Genomic DNA, 23921 nt, shown 5'->3' with positions numbered 1-23921 from the left:
TCAAAATGTTTTGGGAGTGTTAAAGCCAGACACTAAAGCCATTAGTTTGATATCCTTTAAAAGAGAAAGGCGTTCTTGAAGATTTTCTTCTTCGGTTTTATTCTGCGTTTCGGTAACCAAAATCAATAGATTTTCATTTTCGGCCGGAATTACTTCACATTGTTCTATTTGAGACAATGCTGTATGAAGCAACTGTTTTTTGCCAAGGTTTGGATGCACTAAATAACTTTTGATAGGCATAATCTAGATATTGGTTACTTCTGAAACTTAAAAAAAGTGGGGGAGCAAGGTATGCTCCTTTAAATTAATGAATGCTAAGTGTTTAGCAAAATCGAGAAGGTCGTAAAGCCGAAAATCAGTCTAGTTTAAATTCGTTCAAAATAGGGAAGAGGAACCGTTTATAGGGTTTGTTTAAGGCTTCATTAAATTTTAAGAAACATTCCCAACTGTTGAATTCAGACATCAAGATATTAGAACATCCTTATTTCAATTGTGATCTCCTGTTATTTTTATTAGCATGCTATTGAAATAGAATACGTTTTGATATTCCAAGGTTAAACAAAACACTATCTCATAAATTTTGGAATATCCTGGATTCGTATTGCATCTAATAAAAGTGAATTTGAAAGGTGCAAGTATCTATGTGACTTTATGGATATTGATGTGTCTAATTAGCATAGTTTTAATAAAAAACTTAGTTTTATTACAATAAAAAAATACTACCATGGGTAAATTCGAAATCAAGACAGACAAATCAGGGCAATTTAGGTTCAATTTAAAAGCAGGAAACGGACAAGTTATACTTAGCAGTGAAGCTTACACTACCAAATCTGCATGCGAAAATGGAATTGAATCCGTAAAAACCAATTCCCAAGACGATAATCGCTACGATAGAAAAACAGCAAAGGATGGAAGCCCTTATTTCAATCTTAAGGCATCCAACGGACAGGTAATCGGAGCTAGTGAAATGTACTCCAGCGCTTCAGCAATGGAAAACGGTATTGCCTCGGTGAAAAGCAACGCTCCAGGTGCAGATACAGTGGATAATTCCTAAATTATCGCTACCAATAGCGTAATGTATTCACAGCCCTTTTAGGGCTGTTTTTTTTGTTTAAAACCATCTCATCTCGAACAAAGTACACCGTTTTAAAAAGTGCCATTTCCCTTAATTCTGTTTAATATGTGTAAAGTGATTGGAATCCTTTGCTTTTATTCCCACTATTGACGATTTTAGCCTAATCGAGTTTACTATACTCTTATTATCGATGCACAAGATTGTTAACCCTTCAAGGAATTAAAATTATGACCCCGGAAATAATTCGAAAAGTTGATAGTACAGGCGTTATCGCCGTTTTGGTAGTTGACGAGTTAAAACATGCAGTCCCCTTGGCAGAGGCACTGCTAAAAGGAGGAATCGACACTATCGAATTAACACTAAGGACACCTATTGCCTTGGACGCAGGCAAACAAATGAAAAGCGCATTTCCTGAACTTACGCTTGGCTATGGCACGGTACTTACCGTAGAGCAAGTGACCAACGTCTTAGATTCTGGTGCCGATTTTGCGGTAGCTCCTGGATGCAATCCCTCAATAATTCGAATGGCACAAAAAAAAGGACTGTCCTATGCACCGGGAATCATGACGCCGACGGACATTGAAATGGCAGTTCAGGAAGGTTGTAGGGTTCTCAAGTTTTTCCCTGCCGAGTCTTCAGGTGGACTGAAACATTTAAAAAGCATGGCAGCCCCTTACCAGCATCTTGGACTTAAATTCATTCCATTAGGCGGTGTGAACATGGATAATGCCAAAGCATATCTGGAATCCCCACTAATAAGTGCCGTAGGTGGTTCATGGGTAGCTAAAAGAGAGATGATTGTGAACGAAGAATGGGACAAGATTACGGCCAACGCCAAGGAAATTAAATCATTGATCAACGGCATTGAATCGTAGTTTGGCAGCTTTCCAATAGTAAAAAATAGAAAATGAAATCCGCAACGTTTACGTGGTTAATTACTTCCATATTGGTATTATCCGTTTGCTGTAAAGGCAAACAAGAAAACACTACCATCGAAGAGAAGGAATCTCTTAAAAAAATAGCACCGCAACCCATCTTTACAGTCATCAAGGAAATGCCTGATGAGGTAAAAGTTCCTAAGGGTATGGTTTGGATTCCTGGTGGTAACTTCACCCAAGGAGCTATACCACAAGATGGAATGGCCATGGCTCATGAAAAGCCAAGTCACGAAGTTGCTGTTGATGGCTTTTTTATGGACATTGCGGAAGTAACCAATGCCCAATACGCCAAGTTTGTTGCTGAAACCAAGTATATAACCCTTGCGGAAAGGGAAATTGATTGGGAAGAAATGAAAAAACAACTTCCTGAAGGCACTCCTAAACCTCATGATTCTATATTGCAGCCGGGATCTTTAGTATTCCAAAAAGGAAAAGTCAGTAACCTAATGGACTATTCCCAGTGGTGGAAATGGACCATAGGCGCAAATTGGAAACATCCTTACGGCCCTGGAAGCTCAATTCATGGAAAAGACAATGAACCCGTGGTGCACATTGCCTATGAGGATGCCGTTGCCTATTGCAATTGGGCCGGAAAACGTTTACCCACCGAGGCGGAATGGGAATACGCAGCGCGTGGAGGAAACGAATCTGGCATTCATTTTTGGGGTAATGAAACCGCTGAGCTAAACCGTCATGCAAATACATGGACAGGTGAATTTCCTGAATCCAATGACGAAATGGATGGGTATACCCGTCGTGCGCCAGTGATGAACTATCCTCCTAATGCCTATGGCCTTTATGATATGGCAGGGAATGTGTGGGAATGGACTAGTGATTGGTACAACAGCAATTACTACCAACAGCAAAAAGACATGGGATATACCCAGCATAACCCGAAAGGTGCCTCAATAGCTTATAACAACGGGAATCCTTATGCCGTGGAACGTGTTATAAAAGGCGGTTCTTTCTTATGCAGTGCGTCTTATTGCGCCAGCTATCGTATTACAGCACGAATGGCAACCAGTTTGGATTCTTCTCTCGAGCATTTGGGATTTCGAACTGTAATGGATGTAAGCTCCGCTAACAAGAATTAGTTGAAGACCAATTCATCCAAAAAGATGAAACTATCGCCCCCAGGAACCTGATGCCAATCTGGATTTTTTAATGGGCTTTTCACTTCCAATCTGAGCTTCTTGAGCTTTGTTGGGGGAATATCAATATTGTAAATCTGTCGTACCAGTGTAATTGAAGGGGAATCCAATGGCAATTGAACAGATGTCAGTTTTGAATACGAGTTTCCATCTTCAGACCCCCATACCGTGTACCCAATTGGACTGAAAATCCAGTTATCGGGCATAGATAGGCTACCTACAGCAATCTGGGATATAGTACTTGGTTCTTCAAATTCAACGGTTGCAGTCATATGCTTGGCTTCAAAGCCCAACCAATTCCCATCAACAAAATTAGTAGTCCCCCTTGTTAAATCGGTTAGCGTCTGACCGCCTTTAGAAATGTATTTTGGGTGTGGTCTGGATTTTAAGCTAATTTGACTAACAGCGACACCACTTTTAAGAAAATCCTTGGTATTCTCTAAACTAGGTTCCCATCCATCCAAGGTGGCAAAAGTTCTTAAAGTACCTGTTTCATGCAGGTAAAATGGTTCTGTATATTCTTTGGGAACAGTATCATTATTTTGGGAATCCAGGCGATAGAAAATTTTGGCCCCATCAAAAAATTGTTCCAAAACAACTTGAATGGAGTCATGGAAAACTTCATGCTCTGCAATTATTGTGGGTGGACCTAATGTGCTGGCCGCAAAGACACTGTCGGCAATCTGTCCCTGAATTAGAAGATTCATATTGCTTTCTTTAAAAGCCAAAAGACCTTCCTTGGTAATAGGTGTTTGCCACACATATAATTTTTTAAGATTTTCAAGTTTGGTCAATTCTGCAAGGCCTTTATCATCAATTGCCGTTCCATATAAGTTCAACGATTCCAACAATTCAAAACGCTTAATTTCCTTCAATCCAGAATTGGTCACCGTAGTATTCTGTAATTGTAGATTGATTAAGTTTTTGAATGGCTTCAGCCATTTAATTGAGATATCATCAATGTTAGTATATCCCAAATTGATTTGAACAATGTTTTCATCATAGCTTTCCAACAATTCAAAATCTTCTGCAGTAAGATCCTTTCGTTTCAAGAAGTTTATCGCCAGTAACGGCATATCTTCTGACACCAGTTGAGCGGAAATATTCTGTTGTGCCAATTGCGCAATAAAATCTTGAGGTACAGCATCTACCTTTTCAGCCAATAGTGCTTCTGATGAAGTATCTTTTTCCAAGGCTTCTAAAGCTGTAGTCAATCTTCCTTCATGATGTAAATCCTTGACCAAACAATCAAAACAATAGTTGTTTTCCAGCCACCATTCCAGCAGTAAAATTTCTTCTGAAGTCAACTGCATCTTTCCTTTTGGTGGCATGTGCTCCTCCTCTTCTTCAGGTAAATGTATCCGATGCATCAACAAGCTGCGATCTTCATTTTGCATAGTATCCAACAAAGCTCCAGAGTCACCTCCATTCATGATCTCTGTTTTGGATGTTAAGAGTAAACCGCCTTTTGCCTTGCCGCTATTGTGGCAACTCACACATTTTTGCTGCAATATGGGTTGAACAATCTCCGTGTAGACCACAGCGTCTTCTACATTTTCAATTACCGGGTCCTCATATTTTTTTGCCATGAGAAAATCCTCTCCATGGGTAAGACTCCCCCCATAATGGCCAGTTAGTGTCAGCAATATTAGCACTAGTACAAAAACAGGTATATAAAGTTTTTGAGTAGTATTATTTGTTGATTTTTTTAGAAAGAACAATAGCAATGCACCAATTGAAAAAGCCACTGCAATCCATCTATGTTGGTCTAACAATTGTTCATCATAACCTCCATTATCTCCAAGGAGCCAACCTGTTACAATAGACAACACGGAACTAAGCGCACCAATACCCAAGGTTAACTTGATAGTGCCATTATCCTTTGGTTCTGGTTTTTTCCAATAGAACAATTCCATCAAAAAAGCCATAATCAATATCCCAATGGGTAAATGGACAAATAAGGGGTGTAAATTTCCGAGTTGCATTAAAGACTATTATTCCACCATGATCTCATCCACAAATGTCCAAGGCAATGTGCCCTTTCCTGGATGCCAATCTGGAATCCCTTTCAGTGGATATATGGTTATGGTAAGTTGTTGGTTATTTTTTGATGTTATAGGTATTTCTATGTATTGCAATTGCTTTTTACCTGCCTTGGAACTTTCTTCCAGTTTTATACTCCCAATACTATTCCCATTGGAAGATACCTCCACCGAAGAAGGGCTAAAAATCCAAGAATCTTGATCCTGCAAAACACTGAGCACAATTTTATCGTATTCCAAGTCTTTGCCCACAGCTAGATTGATAACTACCACACCATCCTGAAATCCCAACCAGTAGTCTCCATTTCGAAAGTTAAGTCCTCCTTTTCTTCCATCAATCAATGTTCTAGAGCCCCTTCCGGGATAGGACGAATGCGGATCCGTAAGTAAAGCTACATCTGCCATCGAAATATCATTTTTCAATTGGCGAAACGTAACGTATTGCTCATCACTTTTTGAAAATTCTGGATGGTACGCCCGAACCTTCAAAATTCCAGTTTCAGTTACTTCAATGGGATCAATATATTGTGTGGAATTCTCGTCCACCAAACTGCCATCAAGCGTATAATGGAGTGTTGCTCCTACTTCTGCCAAGTTCAGCGACACTTTTGCAGATGTCCCAAACAGTGCTGAATCTATTCTGATAGATGGGGAAGCCAGTTGAATGGATTCTGCTTTTAGATAATCCACTTTTTTGGATTGACAAGCGATGAAGATAAAGCTTGAATTTAATGCAAACAGGAGGATTAAAAGTCGATTTTTGGTTTTTGACCTTTTCTTTAAAAAGCATTGAAAGCCAATCATACCCGATACAATTTTATGGGATAAGTTCCCCAAGAATTCCATTGTGCCACATAGATATTCTCATCAGCATCTATACAAACATCATGTGGATGTCGAAAAACCTTCAGCGTTTGATGCATATGGTTTAATTGGCCATTTTGGTACTCAGGCGTACTCCCTCCAGGTGCAGAAATAAGTCTGTTATTGGCATCCAATACGGATATAAAACCAGTCCCCTCGGAGCCATCTCCAGACCATATGGTTGCTAAATACACATGACTATTATGAATTACTGGTCTACAGATATACGCTCCCGGCAAATCGATTGAATCCATATATTCACCTTCCATTGTGAAACGTTTCAATTTGTTTTGCTGACGAGCCGTGATCAATAGATGAGGTTGACCGGGATTGCGTTTATCTATGCAAATACCGTGTGCGTTATCAAAATGTTCCGCGCCATCACCCCTGCCTCCAAAAATGTTCTTGATATTGCCCTTGGCATCATAATGCGTGATGTATTGAGAGCCATAACCGTCAGCCACATAGATGTCTCCGTTGTCTGCTATTGCGGTTTCCGTCGGAATGTAAGCTTCTTTTGACTTGTATTTCCCGCTTTCCTGGGGAAAAGGGAATACTTGAATCACTTCGCCATCCAAAGTTGTTTTAATGACTTCATGTCTTTCATTATCGCAGATGTAAAGAAATTCGGTTCCATTTTCATCGTGAAGCGTCAGTCCATGCCCTCCAGGGTACTCGGTCCCCCATGAATCCAGCAATTTACCAGAGCGGTCATATATTAGAATATTGTTTTTAGTGTGGTTCGTTAAAAGAATAATGCGTCCTTTGGCATCTTGAACCATTTCATGACAATCTTTAACAGGGAATTTTTCGTTATTGAGTTTCCCCCACTCCAGATCAATTTTATATTGATGCGTTCCATGACCTATCAGGGCGTCTTTCCAAAATTTATCAGTAAAGGAAAGTGAGCTTCCGGCTGCTATGCCTAAACTGGCCAACGCACTATTTTCTATAAATTTTCTTCGTCTCATTAGGCTAATATATCCTTGACCACATGGCCTTCAACATCGGTTAATCGGAATCGTCTACCTTGATATTTATAGGTTAGGCGCTCATGGTCAATACCCAATAAGTGCAATAAAGTGGCCTGGAAATCATGAACATGCACTGGGTTTTCGACAATATTGTAACCAAAATCATCTGTTTTACCATAGACAATTCCCGGCTTGATTCCTCCTCCTGCTAACCACATGGAAAAGCATCTTGGGTGATGATCACGCCCATAATTAGTATCCGTAAGTATACCCTGCGAGTAATTTGTTCGTCCAAATTCCCCACCCCATATGACCAAGGTATCATCCAACAATCCACGTTGCTTCAAATCGGCGACAAGAGCTGCGGAAGCTTGATCAACATCCTTAGCTTGTTTTTCTATGGCACTTGGTAAATTGGCATGCTGATCCCATCCCATGTGATATAGTTGGATGAAGCGCACATCTTGTTCTGCCAATCTTCTTGCCAACAAACAATTGGCGGCATAAGTTCCTGGGATTTTTGCATCAGCACCATACATTTTATAAATGTAATCCGGTTCTTTTTCGGTATTCATTACTTCTGGGACCGAAGTCTGCATACGATATGCCATTTCGTATTGTGCAATTCGACTTTGAATTTCTTCGTCACCAAATTCTTGGTATTGTTTTTCATTCAACTCCGCCAAATTATCGAGAATGGCCCTTTTTGTCGATTTGGAGATCCCTTGTGGATCATTTAGATACAAAACTGGGTCTTTCGCTGCCCTAAATTGAACCCCTTGATGCAAGGAATGTAGGAAACCGTTACCCCAAAGTCGTGTATACAATGGCTGTCCATTGGGTCTACCGCTACCTCTAGACAACAAAACCGTAAAAGCTGGTAAGTTTTGATTTTCACTTCCAAGGCCATAGCTTAACCAAGACCCAATACTTGGTCGACCAGGTTGTTGGGAGCCTGTTTGGAAAAACGTTACAGCAGGATCATGGTTTATCGCTTCAGTAAACATGGAATTGATCACACAGATGTCATCCGCCATTTTTGCAGTATAAGGGAGTAAATCGCTTATCCATGTACCGTTTTTACCATACTGCTTAAAGTCATATAAGGAACCAACCAACGGAAAACTATCCTGTCCAGAGGTCATTCCCGTTAAACGTTGACCATTGCGAATAGACTCCGGAAGGTCTTCGCCCCTTCTTTGATTTAAAAGTGGTTTATAGTCAAATAGCTCAAATTGTGATGGCCCTCCACTTTGAAAAAGGTAAATCACACGCTTTATCTTTGCAGCATGATGCGGGGAATGAAGGATTCCTTTAATCCCCATAGGATTGTCAGTCTTGGTCAACAATTCCCCCTCTTTTTGGTAAAAATTGCATCCAAGTAGGGTGCCAAGAGCTGCTCCACCTATACCTAAGGCGGATTTCCCTAAAAATGCCCTTCTATTCATGTTAAGGGCATTATCTGCCAATATTTTCTTTTCACCCATGATTATCCGCGTGTAATAGTTTCATCCAAATTGAAAATGGTCTGTGCTGTCAACGACAAGGCTGTCAAGGTCTCTTGTGAAACTGATATTTCAGGTTCATACTCCCCTATTGCCAAATACTCTTCTGGGATGATTTCGCCCGATTCAATCTTGGCCAAAGCATCTTCATAAAATTTCTGTAGCACATCCATTTCTGCAGTATCCGGTCTGCGAGATGTGGCATTTTGGAATATATACCCAATTTGTCCTTGTAACGAATCCTCAACCAACGCTTTGGAAGCCATGGCACGAGCCGCTTCTATGAGCTGTGGGTCGTTCAATAAAACAAGCGCCTGTAGCGGAGTATTGGTCTCCTGTCGTTTTACCGTACATAAATCGCGCGAAGCCGCATCAAATGTCATCATGCTTGGAGGTGGTACCGTACGTTTCCAAAATGTATAGAGACTTTTTCGGTAAAGGTCCTTGCCTTCACTTTGGATATATCTAGCAGTGCTTCCACCGCCGCCACCTGTGGTTTCTTCCCAAATTCCATCAGGTTGATACGGTTTAACGCTTGGACCACCTATTTCAGGGTTCAACAATCCGCTTAATTTCAATGCTTGATCCCGAATCATTTCGGCACCTAACCTTAACCTGGTTGCCCTCGCCAAATAGGTGTTTTCTGGATCTTTCTCGCGCATTTCATCAGAAATGGCACTGCTTTGTTGGAACGTGGCGGACATAGCCATGTACTTGATCATTTTTTTCATGTCCCACCCTTCGGTTCTGTACTTTATAGCCAAATAATCCAAAAGCTTGGGATGTGAGGGTAAAGCCCCTTGATTTCCAAAATCATATGAGCTTTCCACTAATCCTTTTCCAAACATACGTTGCCATATACGATTAACAGACACCCTAGCCGTTAACGGATTATCGTCATGAAACAACCATTTAGCCAAGCCTAATCTGTTCTTTGGCAAATCTTCAGGAAATGGCATAATAGCTTCAGGAGTGTCTGCATGAACTTGATCTCCCAGCTGATCATAAGCCCCTCGATTCAAAACAAAGGCATCACGAGGTTTAGACATATCCTGCATAACCATCACCTTAACATCTTTTGTGGTATTTGTCATATTCACAAAATCCAGAACACCATTGGCTTCTTCTTTGCTAATATTAATATATGGTTTCGGTATTACTTGGGCATTGGCCATTAACCCATCCTCATCAACATTATTGAAAAAACTGAACAATTGAAAATGTTCTTCTTGGCTTACAGGATCATACTTATGGTCATGACATCTTGAACATTCCAAAGTAAGCCCCAAAAATGCAGTGCCAAACGTATTAGTTCGGTCTTCTACGTATTCTATTCGATATTCTTCTGGGATAACGCCGCCTTCTGCAGTAATCTTGTGATTCCTATTAAAACCTGTGGCCAAAATGGATTCTTTGGACGCGTTTGGCAGCATGTCTCCTGCCAACTGATAGGTTACAAATTCATCGTAGGGCATATTTTTATTGAACGCATGAATAACCCAGTCTCTCCACGGCCACATGATGCGTTCAAAATCATCTTGATATCCATGGGTGTCCGCATAACGTGCCACATCCATCCAATCGGCGGCCATGTATTCAGCATAGTCAGAAGTCCCAAGTAGAGAGTCTATAACTTGTTCATAAGCATTTGGGGTGGTATTATTGACAAAATCAGTAACCTGTTCGGCACTTGGCGGTAGTCCAACAATACTAAAAAATGCCCTCCTAATCAATTGTTCTTTTGAAGCTTGTTCTGACGGTGTAAATCCTTGATCACCTAATTTTTGCAAAACGAATTTATCAATCTCATTCTGACTCCAGCTATCGTTGTCTATGTTAGGAATTGATGGTGATTCTGGAGGTACAAATGCCCAATGTTTTTTATATACGGCACCTTGTTCAATCCATTTTTTCAATAATTCTTTTTCGCTGGTCGATAATGTAAGATTGGACTCAAGAGGTGGCATAACCAAATTTGGATCTTCACTAAGTATCCTGTTAACCAACTCACTTTTATTCAAATCACCAGGAACAATCGCATAACGATCTTTGTTTTCACCAATTGCGGCATACGCATCCTCTGCTTTATGCAGCGACAATCCGCCTTCTATAGCGTTTTTATCTGGGCCATGACAGGCAAAACAACGGTCAGACAGAATTGGCTTAATGTGCAAGGAGAAATCAACCGAATCAGGAATCGCGACAACAGATTCACCTTCATCTTGAGCGATATAACCGCCCTTTTTTTGTCCGCAACCAATAAGAATTAGTGCGGAAAAACTTCCTATTAAAAATTGCCTTACTAAGACATTGAGTTTAGTTTGAAGGACCATCTCCTGAGGTATTTATTTGCAAACGCATTTAAGCTACCTAGATATGATGACTTATCCAATAAAATTTCGACCAATAACTAAAAGGGAAAGATCAATGAAACCAAATGAAAAACAACTGTAAACCAGTTAAATACTTCAAGTTATAGTGTCATTTAAAATTCTGCTCTTTGCTTCATTGAGGTAGCTGCGTCCAATTGTATAACGAATGCCGTCAACTTCCAAGCTGTTTCCTTCAATGGCCTCTACCTTGTCAATGGCAATAGTATAGGACCTATGGATTCGAATGAATTTATCACTAGGCAACTCATCAGTGAAACTACCCAAAGTTTTATGGATGATGTATTTTGCAGATGTCGTCTTTATACGGATGTAGTCTTTAAGGCTTTCAACTACCACTATTTCATCAATAAATATTTTTTGGAGCTTTTTCTTATCAACTTTTACAAAAATGCTTGGTTTTTCACTGCTACTATGTCCCGCGCCTGCAGCACCTTGTTTTAGTGAAATAATCCTATTGATTGCCCTGAGAAACCTAGGAAAAGGTATGGGTTTCACTAAATAGTCTATAGCTTCCAGTTCAAAGCTCTTTAACGCATACTCCTCATGAGCTGTGGTAATCACAATCATAGGCGCCTTTTTTAGTGACGCCAAAAACTCAAGGCCATCCAAAATGGGCATGTTGATATCCAAAAAGATGATATCCACCTCGTTTTCCTGGAGAAACAAATTGGCATCTACGGCATTGGAAAATGTCTGGATCAATTCCAATTGGTTCACCTGTTGCACATAATTTTTCAGCACATTGATGGCCAAAGGCTCATCATCAACTACAATCACTTTGAAGGTCATCATACTTTAAGTTTTAAATCAACATGGAACCTGTTTTCCTTTTCAAATATGGAAAGTTCATAATCATTTGGGTCATAACCCAGTTCTAATCTCTTTTTAACATTTGACAAACCAATCCCCCCACTACGTGTGGCCACTTGGCTATTATTGTCACGTTTAGGAATGGTATTCGATACTTTAAAATACAAAAAATCGTCATCCACATCGATATCAATGGTGATATTCATATCCCCAATATTCTTGCTAGCCCCATGTTTAAAGCAGTTTTCTATCAATGGAACCAATAACATGGGAGCAATTTCCTTGTTTTCCAAATCTCCAGAAATTCCAAAATCGATTTCCAAGGTATCGTTGAATCGAATACGTTCCAAATCAATATAATTTTGGATACAATCGATTTCACTTTTCAAGTCTTGTTTTCGTTTACGAGTTGCATAAAGAAGGTACCTCATCAGCCCAGATAACTTTAGGATTACCTCGGGTGCTTTTTCCGATTTCTCTAAGGTCAGGGAATATATGTTATTCAAAGTATTGAAGAAAAAGTGTGGCGAAACTTGTGACCGAAGGAACTTTAATTCCGTTGTCAATTGGCGCTTCTCCAAATCATGTAATTTACTATGCTCCCTTAACCAGTCAACAGTAACCTTGATTGCGGTTGCAAAGGCCACCACATACAGCTCGCCAAACATCGTGATAATCGCATAATTCAAGGTAAGGCTATCGGTATATTCATCCCCTTCAGGCATCACATTGGTGCTGACCAAATAATACGTTAGATTGAATTTCACTACAAGCATAAAAAACAGGCAAGCCAGAACCAACAAGGCATAGGTTACATATTGTCTGGTATAGACAAACTTGGGCATCAAGTAATAGATATTGAAATAGGAAAGCGCAATATGTATAGGAAATCCAATCAGGTTGGTTTTTAAGGACAACGCAAAATCATTATGGATGCTACCCCATCGCAACGTATTGAGCAAAAAATAGATCAACCAAAATATGATATGATGCTTATAAGTGATGTTGTACTGCTGCGGAGTTTCCACTTTTAAGAGATCCTCCAATTTGTTGTTTATGTACATGAAACGCAGTGTTTTTTAAGATTGTACGGTTTTTCTGCTGTTTAGCTTTTGGGCTTTGTTGTTGGTCTAAATTTATTCGACCAGCGGATAAAATTATAAATATTTAGAATTACAAGACACTAATCAACACGACCCGACTTACCGCACACCAACTATAACGAAACCGTATCAAACTTGCAAAAAAGTATAAAAATAACCAATTCTAACCCGATTGTCCGATGAACAGGAATACGACAATACTGTTTGTTTCCGCTATCCTATTGTGTTTATCTTGTGCGGAAACCCAAAAACAAGTACCAGCCAAAAAACTTACTGATTTTGTCGATCCTTTCATCGGGACAGGCGGGCATGGGCATACATTTCCAGGTGCCACTGCCCCATTTGGAATGGTGCAACCTAGCCCTGACAATGGTACGGCTGGATGGGATTGGTGTTCTGGCTATCACATCACAGATAACACTATCTCAGGATTTGGTCAGTTACATTTAAGCGGGACAGGAATAGGGGACTTAGCTGATTTGATTTTAATGCCTACCAACACAGAAGTTGAGTTAACCCATTTTGGCAAACCTAAGGATAGTCTTCCCTACACCAGTAGTTTTTCCCATGACTCAGAAATCGCAATCCCAGGATATTACAAAGTAGATTTAATCGACCCTGCCGTTACCGTGGAACTTACCGCCAATGAGTATGTGGCGTTCCATAAATATGCATATACTGAAGGCCAACCATCGTTCATATTGGACCTAGGTTTTGCGATTAATTGGGATGCACCTCTGGAAAGTGCAATAAACCAAGAAGATGCTCATACTATTACTGGTTATCGACATAGTACTGGCTGGGCAAAAAACCAAAAATTGTTTTACGCCATAAAAAGCAAAACGGCCATTGAAAACTCGTCTTTTGTAGCCGATGGCGAAACTATCGGCACTTCCAACCCTGTAGTTGGCAAAAAAGTTGGCGCACAGTTTTTTATGGCAACCGATAGCACTAAAACTGTGGAACTGATGATTGCTGTTTCTTCAGTGAGTGTTGAAAATGCAAAAGCCAATTTAGCAGCACACGGTATTGGGAAGGAATTTGAAAATGTCAAGGGAAAGACCAATTCACAATGGGAAAATTTATTGTCCAAAATTACGGTGGAGACACCGCAAGATTCACTTAAAACCATTTTTTATACCGCACTCTATCATACCCAAGTAGCACCAGTCCGATTCAGTGATGTAAATGGTGAATTTCGTTTGCAAAACGATAGTATAGCCAAATCTTCCGGCTGGGATGCGTACTCCACGCTCTCACTTTGGGACACTTTCCGGGCAGAAAATCCACTACTCAACATCATACATCCTGCTAAAGTAGACGACATTGTCCAATCTATGTTGGCTTATTATGAAGAACAAGGTAGGCTTCCGGTATGGACACTTTACGGAAACGAAACCAATACCATGACTGGTAACCATGGTGTTTCCGTGATAGCAGAAGCGTATTTGAAAGGATTGCGTAATTACGATGTGGACAAAGCATATGAAGCCGTCAAAAATACCATGATGGGCGATATCCGTGGATTGGCTCCTTACAAAGAATTTGGCTACATCCCTTTCAATTCGTTGGACGAATCGGTTACCATTGGATTGGAATTGGCTTACAATGATTGGTGCGTAGCTCAAATGGCGAAAGATTTGGGAAAGGAAGAAGATTATCAATATTTCTTAAAGCGTTCCAAGGCATTCAAATATCATTTCGATAAGGAAACTGGTTTTATGCGAGGTAAATCCGAAGATGGAAAAACTTGGAACGAACCATTTGACCCCAAATATTCTGCCCATAGGGAAGGCACGGATTATACAGAAGGTAATGCATGGCAGCACAGCTGGTTTGTACTCCACGATGTACCAACATTTATAGCGCTGCACGGAGGCCCTGAACCTTTCACCGAAAAACTGGAACAGTTATTTACGGAAACCTCTGAAATCTCCGGCGATAATGTTTCAGCGGATATTACAGGTTTAATAGGCCAGTACGCTCATGGAAATGAACCCAGTCATCACATTGCCTATTTGTACAATAAGGCCAACAAACCTTGGAAAACACAGGAATGGATCAGAAAAATTTTGAATACGCAGTACAGCACCAAACCTAATGGCTTAAGTGGTAATGAGGACTGTGGTCAAATGTCAGCTTGGTATGTTTTCAGTGCTATGGGCTTCTATCCGATGAATCCTGCATCCGGTCAGTATGAAATTGGTAGTCCCATATTTGACAAAGTCACTTTGAACGTGTCCAAGGATAAAACATTTGTAATTACGGCAAAAAACAATTCATCAATCAATAAATACATTCAATCGGCAAAACTAAACGGGGAAAATATGCAACGCAGCCATATTTCCCACAAGGAACTCATAGCTGGAGGAACTTTGGAGTTTGAAATGGGACCTGAACCCAATATGAATTGGGGAATTCAATAAGAAGGTAACTACAGTATGGAAGTAATTGACATTTCGATTATCATAGCTTACATTTTGCTTACCCTGTTCATTGGAATATGGGTTTCAAAAAAGGCTTCCAAGGGATTGGAATCGTATTTTTTGGGCGGAAATAACATCAAATGGTATTATCTGGGTCTAAGTAATGGCTCTGGTATGTTTGATGTGTCCGGAACCGCATGGATGGTAGGTATTTTGTTTCTCTACGGAGCCAAAAGCTTTATGTTTATGTGGTTATGGCCGGTCTGGAACCAAATATTTGTAATGATGTTCCTTGCAGTCTGGATACGTAGATCCAACATCATGACCGGTTCCGAGTGGATCTTGACTCGCTTTGGTGATGGCAAAGCGGGAAGGGCTTCGCATTTGATCATTGCTATTTTCGCCATAATCTCAACTATCGGTTTTATTGCCTACTTTTTTGAAGGTGCCGGTAAATTCATGGCCATAATACTCCCCTGGAATATTCCTTTGGAATTTGGAAATCTTCTCCTATTGACTTCAGAACAATCTTATGCTTTGATTATTATTGTGCTTACTACCATTTACACTATTAAAGGGGGGATGTTTTCTGTGGTTGCCACTGAAGTATTGCAATACATAATCATGGTAATTGCCGGATTGCTAATTGCGGGATATACTTTTGTTTCAGTTGCAGATGTTGATATCAATGCGGTGCTTTCACCAGAATGGCGCAGTATTTTCTTTAGCAATGAACTGGGAGATCATTGGAGCACTAAATTTCAAGCATTCAATGATCTTATCGATACTGAAGGTTATAAGATGTTCGGGGCATTTATAGGTATGACTTTATTCAAAGGCTTTTTCGCTAGTATTGCCGGGCCTGTACCTGGTTTTGATTTTCAGCGTATTCTTTCAACAAGAACCGTGAAAGAATCGGCTTATATGAGCGGGTTCACAAGTCTTGTACTTTATATCCCACGTTATTTACTTATTACTGGAATAGTAGTTATTGCACTGGTTACATTAGTGCCCGAAATGAGTTCAAATCCGAATTTAAATGGAGGTGATTTAGAAATTATTTTACCCAAGGTTATTAACCATCATATCCCAGTTGGCATCAAAGGCTTGTTATTGGCTGGTCTTTTGGCCGCATTTATGTCAACATTCTCAGCCTTTGTAAATTCTGGTCCGGCATATATTGTAAACGATATTTATAAAAAATACTTTAAACCAGAAGCCACCAATAAACATTACATCAAAGCAAGTCATTTAGCTTCTTTTGCAGTGGTTGGTTTAGGTGTTTGTATGGGATTTTTTGCTGATTCCATTAATTCACTTACGCTTTGGATCACCAGCGCATTATATGGGGGTTATGTCGCGGCCAATTTCCTAAAATGGATTTGGTGGCGCTTTAATGGCTGGGGATACTTCTGGGGCATGGTTGCCGGATTGATCGTAGCGACCTTTCAATACTTCCTAGATCAGAATAAAGCAAATTTTGTTGAGGATACCTTATTATATGAGTTATCGCACATTCATGCCATATATCTATTCCCGATTATTTTTGGGGTTTCTTTGTTAGGTTCATTCCTGGGAACCTATTTAACCAAACCCACCGAAACCAGCGTCTTGAAATCTTTTTATAAGGAAGTAAAACCTTGGGGTTGGTGGAAACCTATCCATGACCAATTGAAATTAGAAGATTCCAACTTTGAAAAGAACAATGATTTCTGGTTGGATATGTTCAATTGTCTTATCGGAATCATCTGGCAATCAAGTATGATCTTACTACCTATTTATCTTCTCATCCGAGATTATCCAAAAATGGGTGCCTCCTTGGCGGTTTTTATCGTGACTTCAATTATATTGAAATATACATGGCTGAACCGCGTCAATAAAATACCGAATTAACAAAAGACCATTTACGAATCAAAAAACAGAAAATCAGAATTGGAAAATATGAACACCATACCATGGCAAGAGCGCCCAGAAGGGACCCAAGATGTTATTTGGAGGTATAGTGAAAATCCGATAATCCAACGTGATGCAATACCAAGCTCCAACAGCATATTCAATAGTGCTGTAGTTCCTTTTGAAGAAGGGTATGCTGGAGTATTCAGATGTGATAACAAAGCTGTGCAAATGAATATTTTTGCTGGTTTCAGCAAAAATGGAATCGATTGGGACATCGAACATAATCCCATTGAATTCAAAACCGGGAATACCCAAATGATCGATTCCGATTATAAATACGACCCAAGGGTAACCTATATAGAAGACCGATATTGGATTACCTGGTGCAATGGATATCATGGCCCTACCATCGGCATTGGTTATACATTCGATTTCAAGGAATTTTTCCAATGTGAAAATGCCTTTCTACCATTTAACAGAAACGGTGTGCTTTTTCCAGAAAAAATCAATGGGAAATATGCCATGTTAAGCAGGCCAAGTGATAACGGGCATACACCATTTGGGGATATCTATGTTAGTTTTAGTCCCGACATGAAATATTGGGGAGAACATAGATGCGTTATGAAAGCTTCCCCATTTGAAGACAGTGCATGGCAATGTACTAAAATTGGTGCCGGATCGGTCCCGATTCGCACAGTTGAAGGTTGGTTAATGTTCTATCATGGTGTGATCAATACCTGTAATGGATTTAGATATTCAATGGGCGCTGCCATATTGGATGAAAATCAACCAGATGTAGTTAAATACAGAACCCAACCGTATTTGTTATCACCACAGACCCATTATGAATGTGTTGGAGATGTTCCAAACGTAGTCTTCCCTTGCGCAAGTCTTCATTCAATTGAAGAAGATAAAGTTGCCATCTATTACGGTGCAGCGGACACGGTTACGGCAATGGCATTTGGACATATTTCAGAGATTGTAAAATTCACCAAGGAAAACAGTTTATGATTCACCATGGAACAATTTTTCGAAAAAAATAGAAAAGCGATCAGCTTTATACTCTTCTTTCTTTACTTGGGATGTATAGCATTGGCTGCCCAAGAAACCCCTAGACAATATGTGGCTTACAGAACCACGGAAAAGTTGAATATCGACGGAAAGGCTGCTGAAACAGCATGGCAAAAAGCACCTTGGTCAGATTTTTTCATAGATATTGAAGGTAACAAAAAACCCACCTACAATACGCGAATGAAAATGTTATGGGATGAAGAAAACGTCTATTTTTTCGCTCAATTGGAAGAACCTCATGTTTGGGGGGATATCACCGAACATGACGCAGTGATTTTCCATAATAATGATTTTGAAATATTCTTAGATCCCGAGGCAGATGTACATGGCTACTACGAATTGGAATGGAACATATTGAACACCGTATGGGATCAATATTTAACTGCTCCATACCGCATGGGTAATGAAACAGTAAATGGCTGGGAAGCATTAGGAATGAAATCCGCCGTTGCTATACAAGGCACCTTAAATGACCCAACAGATACCGATCAAGGTTGGAGCATAGAAGTTGAGATCCCATTCAAAGCATTGCGAACGGGGTATTACCACAACAATATTCCCAAAAATACTTTTTGGCGTGTTGGCTTCTCTAGGGTTAACTGGGATTTCGAAGTCACCGACGGCAAGTACGGGAGAAAAAAAGATGACAAAGGGGAATATTTGCATGAAAACAATTGGGTATGGTCGCCGCAATATGTTATCAATATGCACGAACCTGAACGATGGGGTTATGTGTATTTTACAGAAAACCCAGTTGGCGGAAAGGCCGATGAATTTGTGATACCTCAAGACGAACACATTAAGTGGCATCTTTACGAGCGCTATCGCGAAGTAATACAACAGCGAGATGGAAAACCAGCTTGGGAATCCGTTTCTCTAGACCAGTTCAATGGTAAATCAAAACAAATTTTGGGTAAAACCATAACTCCGGTTTTGGAAACCTATACTAAAGGATTTACCATTTGGGTAAAGAGTCCATTTACCGGGAATATTTTGTCGGTGGATAAAGAGGGTCAATTCAAAACTTATGAGCAATGACCGCTTGTATTCGAAGCTAGCATAAAAACAAAAAGAAAAATCAAGCAAATGAAGTTGGGTTTTGCGTTATTGGGAGCACTGATTTTTACGATTGGATGTACTTCCCCATCAGAAAACAAAGCAACGGAGGAATCCCTCACTACCTACGTAAACCCGTTTATTGGAACTGACGGACCTGGAAACACTTACCCCGGAGCTACTACCCCGTTTGGCATGGTTCAGTTAAGCCCTGATATTGGGATTCCTGGATGGGACCGAATTGCCGGCTACTATTATCAAGATTCCATCATTACTGGTTTTTCACATACACATCTTACCGGTACAGGTGCTGGGGATTTGTATGATATTTTGGTAATGCCAACCAACAGTCGTTATTCCAATCGGATTGAGGAAAACAACTTTAAACCGTATTCCAGTTTTAACCATGAACAGGAAGGTGCATCACCAGGATATTATTGGGTGAACTTACTGGATTTTGACATCAAAGCAGAGATGACAGCCACTCCCAGAGTCGGTGTGCATCGATACACTTTCCCAAAAGATGAAAATTCGCAGATACATATAGACCTTGGTTACAGCCTCAACTGGGACAGCCCCACCAACACCGCCTTGGAGGTTGTCAACGACTCTACCATAAGAGGCCACCGATATTCTAACGGTTGGGCAAGAAACCAGCAGCTATTTTTTGAGATGCGTTTTTCCAAACCGTTCAATTCATATGAAATTCAAGGCGATACAACCTCTAAGAAAATTTCCTTGGATTACAGCACAATAGAGAGTGAACAGGTTGTAGTTAAAACAGGGCTTTCTTCAGTAAGTAGTGCCGCAGCTGGAAAAGCAATTGATGTAGAAGCAAACACAAATTTTGATACAATTAGGTCGAAAGCTAAATCGCAATGGGAAAAAGAACTAGGAAAAATCAAGATTGCTTCCAAAGATGCCCAAAAGAATTCTGTTTTCTATACAATGATGTACCAATCCATGCTGGCCCCAACACTTTACAGTGACAGCAATGGGGAATACAAAGCCGCAAACAATACAAACGGCATGCATTTGGAAGGCATGGATACCATTGCTAAAGCATCGGGTTTTGATCGTTATGATACATTTTCCTTATGGGATACCTTTCGTGCTGCGCACCCACTTTATACTATCATCCAACAAGAACGGGTTCCTGACATGGTCAAGAGTTTATTGGCCCACTACAAAGAAACTGGAGCACTTCCTGTTTGGTCCATGCAAGGCAGTGAAACCCACATGATGATAGGGTATCATGCTGTACCTGTGATTGTTGATGCCTATTTTAAAGGTTATGACTTTGACACCGAGTTGGCGTTCGAAGCATGCAAGCAAAGTGCCACAAAGGAAGAACGTCAGATTGATGTCTATATGGAAAGGGGATATATCCCTGTTGATGAACAACATGAAAACTGGTCAGTTTCCAAAACAATGGAATACGCCTATGATGATTGGTGCATTGCTGTGTTCGCCAAAGCATTGGGCAAAAATTCGGACTACGAATTGTTTTTACAACGTTCAAAAAACTGGCAAAACCTATATAACGAGAAGTCATCTTGGCTTCAACCCAAAGATTTGGAAGGCAGTTTCATAAATCCATTTATTCCTAAGGAATATACCCCATACTTCTGTGAAAGCAACGCTTGGCATTATTACTGGTTTGTTCCACAAGATATTGAAGGATTAATCAGCAAGACTGGAGGTCCTGAAAGATTTACGCAAAAATTGGACTCCATGTTCTCCTATGCACCTGAACCTGATGATAAATTACCGCTGTTCAGTACAGGAATGATTGGGCAATATGCCCATGGCAACGAACCTAGCCATCATGTAGCTTACCTCTACAATCACATTGATCAACCAGCGGAAACGCAAAAACTGGTTCGGCAGATTATGGAGGGGCAGTATAAAAATGAGCCTAACGGGCATTGCGGCAATGAAGATTGTGGTCAGATGTCCTCTTGGTATATTTTCAGTGCTTTAGGATTTTATCCAGTTAACCCAGCCCAAGGCGCTTACGATTTGGGAATCCCTATGTTCGAAAAGGCTGAAATCTTAATGCCGAATGGGAATATATTTACCATTAAGGCCGAAGGTGCTGAAAATTCAAAATTTGTAGCACAGATCTATTTAAATGGTGAGGAACTCAATCGAAACTTTATCACACACAAAGAAATCATAACTGGAGGCACATTGGAGTTCCGGCTTACCAACGACGCCAGTTTGGCGAACAGGAATAAAAGAGAGAATCCAGCAACAAACAAAATCTATTATTAGCATGAAAAAATTTAAGGCCACAATTTTTTTGAAAAGTGCATGGGCGATTATGGCAATATTTTTATTGCATTCGTGCACAGAAACAAATAACGCTAGTATAAAGGAAGACTCAACAAACAAAGAACCTTTGCTCTCCTACGTGAATCCCTTAATGGGAACGGATTCCGATTTTAGTTTATCCAATGGAAATACCTATCCGGCGATAGCTACACCTTGGGGAATGAATTTTTGGACCCCTATGACCTCCAAAATGGGTGATGGCTGGACCTACAAGTATGATGAAAAAACCATTCGTGGTATAAAACAGACACACCAACCCAGTCCTTGGATAAATGATTATGCTGCATTCTCCTTAATGGCGGTAACCGGCGAATTAAAATACAAAGAAGATGAACGTGTTTCCCACTTTTCACATAAAGCAGAAACGGTAAGACCCGACTATTACAGTGTTTATCTGGCGGACTACGATGTGGTAGCCGAAGTTACCCCCACAGAGCGTGCAGCACATTTTAGGTTTACCTTTCCAGAAACCGATTCGGCCTATATCCTCCTAGATGCTTTCTTTAAGGGCTCCATGGTAAAAATCATTCCTGAAGAGCGAAAAATCATTGGCTATTGCAGAAATAACAGTGGAGGGGTTCCTGAAAATTTCCATAATTACTTCGTTGCTGAGTTTGACAAAGATTTTGAATTGACACATACTTGGGGTGATAACTGGAACCTTAAGGAAAACTCACAAGAAAGTGAAGGTGAGCATGTTGGTGCTATCATCGGTTTTAAGACCAAAAGAGGTGAAGCCGTGCATGTAAAAGTCGCTTCTTCTTTCATTAGTCCAGACCAGGCACAATTGAATTTGGACAGGGAAATTGGGTCAAAAAGCTTCAAAGAAACCAGAACCGCAGCTACAAATGCTTGGGAGAATGAACTTAATAGAATTGAAGTAAGTACATCAAACATTGACCATCTTCGTACTTTCTATTCTTGTCTGTATCGGGTACTTCTGTTTCCAAGAAAATTTTATGAAATGGACGCCAATGATCAAATTGTGCACTATAGTCCATACAATGGACAGGTGCTTCCAGGATATATGTTCACCGACAATGGTTTTTGGGACACTTTTAGAGCCGTTTTTCCTTTCTTCAATATGATGTATCCCGAATTGAATAGCAATATCATGGAAGGTTTGGCGAACACCTACAAAGAATCCGGTTGGCTTCCGGAATGGGCCAGTCCAGGTCATCGCGACTGCATGATCGGGTCCAATTCCGCTCCAATAATCGCAGATGCTCATTTAAGCGGTGTAAAAGGTTTTGATAAAGAAGTCCTTTTGGATGCCATACTGAAAAATGCCACGGTGGCTGATGGAAGACCAGTAAATAGTGTAGGCAGGGCTGGATTGGACTATTACAATGAATTGGGATATGTTCCTTATGATGTAGGGATTAACGAGAATGCGGCCAGAACATTGGAATATGCCTATGCCGATTTCACCATTGCACAAATGGCAAAATCGCTTGGGAAAAACGAAATTGCTGAAGAATACTATAAAAAATCCCTCAACTACAAAAAACTATTCGACCCCACCACCAAACTAATGCGTGGCAAAAACAAGGATGGAAGTTTCCAAGCTCCATTTAACCCCTTGAAATGGGGCGATGCTTTTACCGAAGGTAATAGTCTACATTATACTTGGAGTGTTTTTCACGACGTACAAGGGCTCATAGATTTAATGGGTGGCAGTACCGAATTTACCGGTATGCTTGATGGGGTATTCAATATGCCCCCAGAATACGACGCCTCCTATTATGGATTTACGATTCATGAGATTCGGGAAATGCAAATCATGAACATGGGGAATTATGCCCACGGGAATCAACCCATACAGCATATGATCTACTTGTACAATTATGCCAAGCAACCTTGGAAGACCCAACAAAAGGTGCGCGAGGTATTGACAAAATTGTATACACCGGCACCAGATGGTTATTGTGGAGACGAAGATAACGGTCAAACCTCAGCTTGGTATGTTTATAGCGCATTGGGCTTCTACCCAGTGGCACCAGCTACCAATCAGTATGTATTAGGCAGTCCCTTGTTTGATGAAGCAACTTTACATCTTCAGAATGGGAATACATTTACCGTTAGAGCAAATGGAAATGGGAAATCATCCCCTTTCATCCAAAATGCAACCCTCAACGGTTCAGAATTTAACCAGACTTGGTTAGCAACAGAAACGGTTCAAGAAGGCGGTAGTCTGAATTTTAGTATGGGAACCGAACCTAATCAGGAATGGGGCACTTCAGATTCCGCAGCCCCATATTCCCTATCCAATCAATAAAG

17 protein-coding genes are annotated in these 23921 nt (G+C 40.4%); 9 read left to right on the top strand and 8 right to left on the bottom strand.

What is annotated here, in order from left to right; genetic code table 11:
- Complete coding sequence (locus M3P19_RS11680) at positions 1 to 240, bottom strand: chaperone NapD (RefSeq protein ID WP_249657862.1); 240 nt, start codon at positions 238 to 240, stop codon at positions 1 to 3.
- A gap of 484 nt (positions 241 to 724) precedes the next feature.
- Between M3P19_RS11680 and M3P19_RS11675 the strand changes: the two genes are divergently transcribed.
- From M3P19_RS11675 to M3P19_RS11665, 3 genes are all read left to right on the top strand, one after another.
- On the top strand, positions 725 to 1054 hold the full coding sequence (locus M3P19_RS11675) for a YegP family protein (RefSeq protein ID WP_249657861.1): 330 nt from the start codon (positions 725 to 727) through the stop codon (positions 1052 to 1054).
- Positions 1055 to 1302: 248 nt separating this feature from the next.
- Entirely contained in the window at positions 1303 to 1950 is a 648-nt protein-coding gene (locus tag M3P19_RS11670) for a bifunctional 4-hydroxy-2-oxoglutarate aldolase/2-dehydro-3-deoxy-phosphogluconate aldolase (protein ID WP_249657860.1), read from the top strand.
- 32 nt (positions 1951 to 1982) lie between these two features.
- The gene (locus M3P19_RS11665) at positions 1983 to 3107 is read left to right on the top strand and encodes a formylglycine-generating enzyme family protein (RefSeq protein ID WP_249657859.1); all 1125 of its coding nucleotides are present in this window, start codon (positions 1983 to 1985) and stop codon (positions 3105 to 3107) included.
- On the opposite strand, the gene M3P19_RS11660 is transcribed toward M3P19_RS11665, so the two are convergent.
- From M3P19_RS11660 to M3P19_RS11630, 7 genes are all read right to left on the bottom strand, one after another.
- Complete coding sequence (locus tag M3P19_RS11660) at positions 3104 to 5149, bottom strand: c-type cytochrome domain-containing protein (protein WP_249657858.1); 2046 nt, start codon at positions 5147 to 5149, stop codon at positions 3104 to 3106. The genes M3P19_RS11665 and M3P19_RS11660 overlap by 4 nt on opposite strands.
- A 9-nt stretch (positions 5150 to 5158) precedes the next feature.
- Positions 5159 to 5896: a chitobiase/beta-hexosaminidase C-terminal domain-containing protein gene (locus M3P19_RS11655; RefSeq protein ID WP_249657857.1), complete on the bottom strand. Its 738-nt coding sequence runs from the start codon at positions 5894 to 5896 to the stop codon at positions 5159 to 5161.
- A 110-nt stretch (positions 5897 to 6006) separates the two neighbouring features.
- Positions 6007 to 7041, bottom strand: a complete 1035-nt coding sequence (locus M3P19_RS11650) for an NHL repeat-containing protein (RefSeq protein ID WP_249657856.1) — start codon at positions 7039 to 7041, stop codon at positions 6007 to 6009.
- Entirely contained in the window at positions 7041 to 8531 is a 1491-nt protein-coding gene (locus M3P19_RS11645; RefSeq protein WP_249657855.1) for a DUF1501 domain-containing protein, read from the bottom strand. The genes M3P19_RS11650 and M3P19_RS11645 overlap by 1 nt, the downstream gene beginning before the upstream one ends.
- Before the next feature lie 2 nt (positions 8532 to 8533).
- A complete protein-coding gene (locus M3P19_RS11640) occupies positions 8534 to 10882 on the bottom strand; it encodes a PSD1 and planctomycete cytochrome C domain-containing protein (RefSeq protein WP_249657854.1) in 2349 nt (782 codons plus the stop codon).
- A 135-nt stretch (positions 10883 to 11017) separates the two neighbouring features.
- Positions 11018 to 11731: a LytR/AlgR family response regulator transcription factor gene (locus tag M3P19_RS11635; RefSeq protein ID WP_249658467.1), complete on the bottom strand. Its 714-nt coding sequence runs from the start codon at positions 11729 to 11731 to the stop codon at positions 11018 to 11020.
- Positions 11731 to 12816, bottom strand: coding sequence for a sensor histidine kinase (locus M3P19_RS11630; protein WP_249657853.1), 1086 nt, complete (start codon positions 12814 to 12816; stop codon positions 11731 to 11733). The genes M3P19_RS11635 and M3P19_RS11630 overlap by 1 nt, the downstream gene beginning before the upstream one ends.
- A 218-nt stretch (positions 12817 to 13034) precedes the next feature.
- On the opposite strand from M3P19_RS11630, the gene M3P19_RS11625 reads away from it, so the two are divergent.
- The 6 genes from M3P19_RS11625 to M3P19_RS11600 are packed head-to-tail and all read left to right on the top strand — an operon-like array spanning position 13035 to position 23919.
- Positions 13035 to 15281: a GH92 family glycosyl hydrolase gene (locus M3P19_RS11625; protein WP_249657852.1), complete on the top strand. Its 2247-nt coding sequence runs from the start codon at positions 13035 to 13037 to the stop codon at positions 15279 to 15281.
- Positions 15282 to 15296: 15 nt separating this feature from the next.
- Complete coding sequence (locus M3P19_RS11620) at positions 15297 to 17174, top strand: sodium:solute symporter family protein (protein ID WP_249657851.1); 1878 nt, start codon at positions 15297 to 15299, stop codon at positions 17172 to 17174.
- A gap of 48 nt (positions 17175 to 17222) precedes the next feature.
- A complete protein-coding gene (locus M3P19_RS11615) occupies positions 17223 to 18188 on the top strand; it encodes a glycoside hydrolase family 130 protein (RefSeq protein WP_249657850.1) in 966 nt (321 codons plus the stop codon).
- 6 nt (positions 18189 to 18194) lie between these two features.
- On the top strand, positions 18195 to 19286 hold the full coding sequence (locus tag M3P19_RS11610) for a carbohydrate-binding family 9-like protein (RefSeq protein ID WP_249657849.1): 1092 nt from the start codon (positions 18195 to 18197) through the stop codon (positions 19284 to 19286).
- 48 nt (positions 19287 to 19334) lie between these two features.
- Positions 19335 to 21581 carry a GH92 family glycosyl hydrolase gene (locus M3P19_RS11605; protein WP_249657848.1) on the top strand — a complete coding sequence of 749 codons (2247 nt, stop codon included), beginning with the start codon at positions 19335 to 19337 and terminating at the stop codon, positions 21579 to 21581.
- A 1-nt stretch (position 21582) separates the two neighbouring features.
- A complete protein-coding gene (locus M3P19_RS11600) occupies positions 21583 to 23919 on the top strand; it encodes a GH92 family glycosyl hydrolase (protein ID WP_283777950.1) in 2337 nt (778 codons plus the stop codon).
- The last annotated feature ends 2 nt before the right edge of the window (positions 23920 to 23921 follow it).

The sequence above is a fragment of the Flagellimonas spongiicola genome, assembly GCF_023502425.1.
Classification (GTDB): Bacteria; Bacteroidota; Bacteroidia; order Flavobacteriales; family Flavobacteriaceae; genus Flagellimonas; species Flagellimonas spongiicola.
This window is presented reverse-complemented; position numbering and strand designations above follow the sequence as displayed.